This window comes from Tannerella sp. (assembly GCF_030528505.1).
Lineage (GTDB): Bacteria > Bacteroidota > Bacteroidia > Bacteroidales > Tannerellaceae > Tannerella.
Genome location: NZ_JAUMYS010000108.1, coordinates 1 through 4,589, shown reverse-complemented (window position 1 = coordinate 4,589; position 4,589 = coordinate 1). Strand labels below are relative to the sequence as shown.

The following is a 4,589-nucleotide window of genomic DNA, read 5'->3' as shown; positions in this document are numbered from 1 at the left end:
TAGAGCACCTGACTCATAATCAGGGAGTCCTTGGTTCAAGCCCAAGTGGGACCACGCGTTGGGTGCATTTGTGCAAAATGCTTTTTTTAGAGAATGTATGGAGATGGAAAAAACCGTTACGTATCAATCAGAGAAGGGTTTTTCAATACACGACGTGGAGAGGCTGCTGTTGGGGCAAAGTCATCTAAAACTATCCGCAGAATCGTTGCAAAAAGTAGAACGTTGCTTTACTTTTTTACGTGAATTTTCGACCGACAAGGTGATTTACGGCATCAATACCGGTTTCGGTCCGATGGCGCAATATCGCGTGGACGACAGTTGCCTGAAACAACTGCAATACAATATCATCCGGAGCCATTCGACAGGCGCCGGCAAACCATTATCGCCAATCTACGTGAAAGCGGCCATGATCGCAAGACTGTCGACTTTCCTGCAAGGCTATTCCGGCGTACATACCGACCTCGTGCGGCTGATGAGCGAGTTTATCAACCGCAACATCTGCCCGTTTATTCCCGAGCATGGTAGTGTAGGCGCAAGCGGCGACCTCGTACAACTGGCACATATCGCCCTGACCCTGATTGGCGAAGGCGAAGTGTTCTACGAAGGCCAGCGCCGGCCAACGGCCGAAGTGATGCAAAAAGAACAACTTGCTCCCCTCAATATTTATATTCGCGAAGGACTGTCGGCCACGAACGGCACCTCGGTCATGACAGGCATCGGACTGGTGAACCTGATTTACGCCAAGAGACTGCTGAACTGGTCGATCGCCGCCTCAGTGATGATGAACGAGATCGCATCGTCGTACGACGATTTGATGTCGCCCGTGCTGAATGAGACGAAACGCCACGAAGGACAGCAAGAAATCGCACGTGCGATGTGTCGGTGGGCGGCCGGAAGCAAGGCCATGCGCAAACGGGAAATCGAGATGTTTCAACGACATACCGAAAGTGTTTTCGGGCACAAGGTACAGGCCTACTATTCGCTTCGCTGTGTGCCCCAAGTGCTTGGACCGGTCTGGGACACCATCGCACACACCGAGAAAATACTCATCGACGAACTGAACTCGGCCTGCGACAATCCGATCGTAGACCCGGAAACGCAATACGTCTATCACGGCGGCAACTTCCACGGCGATTATATTTCGTTCGAAATGGACAAGTTGAAGATTGCCGTGACCAAAATGACGATGCTCGCCGAACGACAGCTCAACTACCTGTTTCATAATCGAATCAACGACGACATCTTGCCGCCGTTCGTCAACCTCGGTGTGCTGGGGCTGAACTACGGCCTCCAAGCCGCTCAATTCACGGCCACCTCGACAACGGCCGAGTGCCAGACGCTCTCGAATCCGATGTATATACACAGCATCCCGAACAACAACGATAATCAGGATATCGTCAGCATGGGTACCAACTCGGCCTTGATGGCTAAAACAGTGATCGAGAATGGCTATCAGGTAATGGCGATCCATTTCATGGCGCTTGTGCAGGCCATCGACTACCTGAAACTGCAACCGCGGATGGCAGAGAAGACACGCGCCGTCTACGACGAAATCCGCTCGTTCTTTCCCGTATTTACGGACGACACCCCGAAATATCGGGAAATCGAAGCGATGATCAGTTTTTTAAAATCTTCAGAAGAAAAAAGATAAGACATGAAAGTGCCCGAAAAATATTACGACGAGATATTCGAGTTTAACGGACTGTGGGACGTATTGTCCAAATGCGGACTCAAGATTCTCGATAAGAGCGGGAAGAAAACGGTCATTGTCACCGAGCTGTATCAGGACAACCCGGGTACTTCAGTCACGTATGCGGGATATGCGTTAGCCCGTCAGATTTGCGAGCGCAAAAATCTCCAAATAAATGACATCTGCTATCTGGAATGCAATCCCGATACGCAGTCAAAACTCTCATTCTACGACGAGGAGTATTTTGAAGTGACCTTTCCCGAAGCAACAGGAGGGAGCGGCCGGGCGACCTACCGCCAACTGTCGAAAGACGAAGTCATGGCTCTATTCGCATAACCCGTCACCCGAATGAACATCACGCCCAGCATAGAGACGCAACCGTCCGCAGTCATCAAACAGTTTCAGGAAACGAAGCTGGCGGCCGCTTTAGCCTATCTCTCCGACCATTCGGTTTTCTACCAACGGATGTTCCATGAGCATCGCATCGACATAAAAAAAATCAGGACGCTGGAAGACCTGACAGCCATTCCGTTTACGGACAAATCCGACCTCCAGACGTATAACAACGATTTTATCTGCGTGCCGCGGCATAAGATTGTGGATTACATCACCACGTCGGGTACGCTCGGCGATCCGGTGACGTTTGCCATGACGGATGCCGACCTCGACCGACTGGCCTACAACGAACAAATCTCCTTCCAGTGTGCCGGTGCCAAGCCGGGAGACATCTTTCAGCTGATGACGACCATCGACAAGCGATTCATGGCCGGATTGGCGTACTTCCTCGGCATCCGCAAGCTGGGCGCGGGTATCGTTCGCGTCGGGAACGGTATTCCCGAACTGCAATGGGACACGATCCGACGCATCTGCCCCGACACGATTATCGTCGTTCCGTCATTTATCCTGCGCATCATCGAATATGCCGAGAAGCACGGCATCGACTACCGCCGTTCGAGTGTGCGGAAAGCTGTCTGCATCGGGGAAAACCTGCGCGAACAGGACTTCTCCCTCAATCTGTTGGGGCAAAGCATTCGCGAAAAGTGGGACATCGAACTGTATTCCACCTACGCCTCTACCGAGATGGCCACGACCTTCACCGAATGCCAGTGCGGATGTGGCGGACACCATCACCCCGAACTGATTATCTGCGAGTTGATCGGCGAAGACGGGAATCCTGTCGAAGAAGGGGAAGAAGGAGAACTGGTGGTGACGACGCTGGGCGTCGAAGGGATGCCGCTGTTGCGTTTCAAGACGGGCGATCTGGCACGCTTCCACCGCGAACCGTGCCGCTGCGGACGGACGACCATGCGCGTAAGCCCCATCATCGGACGGCGCAACCACATGGTCAAATACAAAGGTACAACGCTCTACCCGCCCGCCGTCTTCGACGTGCTGGACCAGACCCCCTACGTCGAAAACTATGTCATGGAAGTCAGCGATAACGAGTACGGCAACGACCGGATCGTCGTCCGGATCGGACTGCGCGAACAACCTTCGTTCGACGTGACAAAGGAGTTGAAAGACCGCTTCCGTGCCCGCATACGCGTAGCCCCGGAAATCGAGATTGCCGATGCCGGCGAGATACGGCGCATCAATCATCCGGATATGAGCCGCAAACCCGTAAAATTCATCGACAAACGCAAATATGCCGCGAATCATGCACCATAAATTCGACGATATCCGCCCATTCTGCACTTCGGAAATACCGGGAGCGATGCAGATCATTGCCGAAAGCGAGCATTTCGAACTGCTCGCACGCTATGTCTTTCCGGACAGAGACGTCGAAGAAGTGCGTGAAATGATACGAACCATCCGGACAACAGACGAATTTCAAATCAACGTGATGTACTACGTGAACGAACAAATCGTTCGCCGCTCGATCACCCGACTCACGCAAAACAGTTTCGCCCACCTCGACCCCCAAAAACAATACCTCTTTGTTTCCAACCATCGCGACATCATGCTCGATTCGTCACTATTACAGAACCTCCTTCATGACAACGGATTCCGAACAACAGAGATCACATTCGGCAGCAACCTGATGCGGGGAGCATTAGTCACGAACATCGGACGAGCCAACAAGATGTTTAAAGTAGTACGTAGCAGTAACCTCCATGGCTTTCTCAAAAACTCGATGCATCTCTCGGAATACATCCGCTACACCCTCACGCAGAAAGGCGAATCAATCTGGATCGCGCAACGTAATGGACGCACAAAGAATGGTCATGACGCTACGGATCAAGGGATTATTAAAATGTTCTGCATGAGCGATAAGTCCGACTTAGCCCGTTCTGTCGGTGAATTGAATATCGTCCCGATGGCGATTTCGTATCAAATCGAACCGTGCGATATCCTCAAAACACGCGAACTCTACCTCTCGCGAGGCGGTGAGAAATACGTCAAACAGCCGGACGAAGACCTGAACAGCATCCTCACCGGTATCACGCAACCTAAGGGACACGTACACATCAGCCTCGGCGAACCGATCACTTGCGAACAACTCCCATCCGATCACCGCCATGCTAACGAGTTTTATAAAAGAGTCGCTTCCTTGATCGATAAGCAAATCTACACCCACTACAAACTCTACGACAACAATTACATCGCGCACGACCTGCGCAGCGGCACATCGACTTATGCCGACCGCTACACCCTCGAAGCAAAAAAGACTTTCGAAGAACGCTGCAACGCCATGCTTCAACAACTCGAAGGAGATCGAGATACGCTGCTTAATATTTTCCTCGGCATTTATGCCAATCCGGTTGACAATGCCATACGTCTTAACGGTTAATTGTTATTTAGCAGTCAGTTGTCAGCTTTCAGCATTCAGTCATCAGCCATCAGTGTCATGTCCTGAAAAAAGTTGACAGAAAAATTTAGGACAAAATGACAAAAAGAG

4 protein-coding genes are annotated in these 4,589 nt (G+C 51.5%); all 4 read left to right on the top strand.

The features are described from left to right. The first annotated feature begins 103 nt into the window (after nucleotides 1-103). Genes hutH through Q4A89_RS11585 form a run of 4 tightly spaced genes read left to right on the top strand, consistent with a single transcriptional unit; the run spans nucleotide 104 to nucleotide 4,481 of the window. Entirely contained in the window at nucleotides 104-1,651 is a 1,548-nt protein-coding gene (gene hutH / locus Q4A89_RS11600) for a histidine ammonia-lyase (protein ID WP_303185667.1), read from the top strand. 3 nt (nucleotides 1,652-1,654) lie between these two features. Then, entirely contained in the window at nucleotides 1,655-2,026 is a 372-nt protein-coding gene (locus Q4A89_RS11595; RefSeq protein ID WP_303185665.1) for a hypothetical protein, read from the top strand. A gap of 12 nt (nucleotides 2,027-2,038) precedes the next feature. Beyond that, a complete protein-coding gene (locus Q4A89_RS11590; RefSeq protein ID WP_303185664.1) occupies nucleotides 2,039-3,358 on the top strand; it encodes a phenylacetate--CoA ligase family protein in 1,320 nt (439 codons plus the stop codon). Then, nucleotides 3,336-4,481: a 1-acyl-sn-glycerol-3-phosphate acyltransferase gene (locus tag Q4A89_RS11585; RefSeq protein WP_303185663.1), complete on the top strand. Its 1,146-nt coding sequence runs from the start codon at nucleotides 3,336-3,338 to the stop codon at nucleotides 4,479-4,481. Before Q4A89_RS11590 ends, Q4A89_RS11585 begins: the two co-directional genes overlap by 23 nt. Nucleotides 4,482-4,589 lie beyond the last annotated feature (108 nt).

What these genes read in the sequence shown, in the direction of transcription:
- hutH (WP_303185667.1), top strand. Translation starts at nt 104, where the DNA reads ATGGAAAAAACCGTTACGTATCAATCAGAGAAGGGTTTTTCAATACAC.
- Q4A89_RS11595 (WP_303185665.1), top strand. Translation starts at nt 1,655, where the DNA reads ATGAAAGTGCCCGAAAAATATTACGACGAGATATTCGAGTTTAACGGA.
- Q4A89_RS11590 (WP_303185664.1), top strand. Translation starts at nt 2,039, where the DNA reads ATGAACATCACGCCCAGCATAGAGACGCAACCGTCCGCAGTCATCAAA.
- Q4A89_RS11585 (WP_303185663.1), top strand. Translation starts at nt 3,336, where the DNA reads ATGCCGCGAATCATGCACCATAAATTCGACGATATCCGCCCATTCTGC.